Raw genomic sequence first — 1595 nt, 5'->3', positions numbered from 1 at the left:
AGAGGTGACTAACTATTAAAAGTCAATAGTTTTTTGAGAAAAATTCTGAAATAAAAATGGGCATGACAAATAAGCCTTTCAAAGAAGAGTTTTAAAAAGTGTTAGGATTGATTATTACTGGTTGCCACTACTCAATCAGCGAAGTTTTGTCGGATCAAAATCTATGCCATTCTTTTCAAGAGTAAAGATAACACGAATTAGTTTTTTAATAAGGTGTGAGCATGCTACACGATGTGTTTTGCCTTCAGTCCGTTTTTTGGCATAGTATTCAGCAAATACCATGTTATGTTGAATTAAAGGAATGCACAAATTCATCAACGTGTAGCGAAGATGAGAAGAGCCTCGTTTCACCATATGCCCACCATGTTCAAAAGTCCCAGATTGATAGTAGCTAGGTTCAAGCCCGGCGAAAGAGAGCATCTGTGATGGGGAACTAAACTTGGATAGATCACCGTATTCAGCATAAATGACAGCTACTGATAAAGAGCCAATACCAGGGATTGTCAATGATTTCGGCTTTATTTCTTCAATCAGAGATATGATTTGTGTCTCTAGAGAATTTACTTCATGAGCAGCTTGTTTATATAAAGTCATAAGGCTATTTAACTGAGAAACAAAGAGTTCATTGTCACTGCCTACGGTATTCCTTGCCAATTCCTTTAACTTTAGAAATTTCTGCATAGAGAACTTACCTCTAGAAATGCGACGGAGGTTATCGTAGGATTGAGAATTCATACGAGCCATTTTTTCGGCTGTTCTATAGTTTTCTAAAAGATAGAGTGCTGTCTTGCTAAAACGATTATTAAAAAATGGTTTAAACTCAGGGAATATATGATCTAGGACATTTGTTATTTTTATAATGTAAAAGCTTCGCTGTTTTACAAGAGAATTTCGAAGGCGAGTTAATGACTTAAGCGAATATGTATGGTAAAATCCTACTGGATGGGGTTTGTATTCAACCGTCATTAACCATCGGGCAATAGAGACAGAATCTATTGTATCCGTTTTGGTACGCCTTAAAGACTGAGACTTGTTAAACTTAGCAAGAAGAACAGGGTTAAATTCCATGAAGCTGTAGTGGGCTTTTTCAAGGAATAACTTCAGGTTTAAGGCATAATGACCGGTAGATTCAAACCCTATTCTTATTTGCTCTTTAGGATTAAGAGAACTTAGAACTGAAAGAAGTTCTTCAAAACCATCATGGTTGTTCATGATGGTAAAAGAATTACAAACGATATCCCCTGTTTCAGTAGTAATGAAACAGTCGTGTTTGTACTTGGAAATGTCGATTCCAACAAAGTACATAAAAGATACCTCCTAAAATAATATTTTGCACTGTTGTTTTCCACAAGGATTCCGGCTATGTATTCACGTAAATATAAACGTCAATGCGTTAACTAACTAATTACCAGTGAAGACGAAAAGCTGTGGTCTGAGTCACCTCTAAACAGTCAAATCAAAGCTGTAGGAAAATAGAAACAAATCCACAGTGCTTATTTATTATAACGGAGTAATATAGATTACCCCAACAAAAAGGTTGGGAGAAAGGAAGATAATCCAACCACCTCAAAAAGAGGATAATTGGATTATACGTG

General features: G+C 35.9%; 1 protein-coding gene. It reads right to left on the bottom strand.

Annotation, left to right across the window (positions count from 1 at the left end; all coding sequences use genetic code 11):
• Positions 1–135 precede the first annotated feature (135 nt).
• A complete protein-coding gene (locus C1Y58_RS26220; RefSeq protein WP_105620108.1) occupies positions 136–1305 on the bottom strand; it encodes an IS110 family RNA-guided transposase in 1170 nt (389 codons plus the stop codon).
• Between the last annotated feature and the right edge of the window lie 290 nt (positions 1306–1595).

The organism is Vallitalea okinawensis, assembly GCF_002964605.1.
GTDB lineage: Bacteria > Bacillota > Clostridia > Lachnospirales > PQDH01 > Vallitalea_A > Vallitalea_A okinawensis.
The sequence above is the reverse complement of the archived record's forward strand: the minus strand, read 5'-3'. Positions and strand labels throughout refer to the sequence as shown.

Bases quoted from the DNA above. Each gene is read 5' to 3' on its own strand.
- C1Y58_RS26220 (WP_105620108.1), bottom strand. From the start codon at position 1,305: ATGTACTTTGTTGGAATCGACATTTCCAAGTACAAACACGACTGTTTC.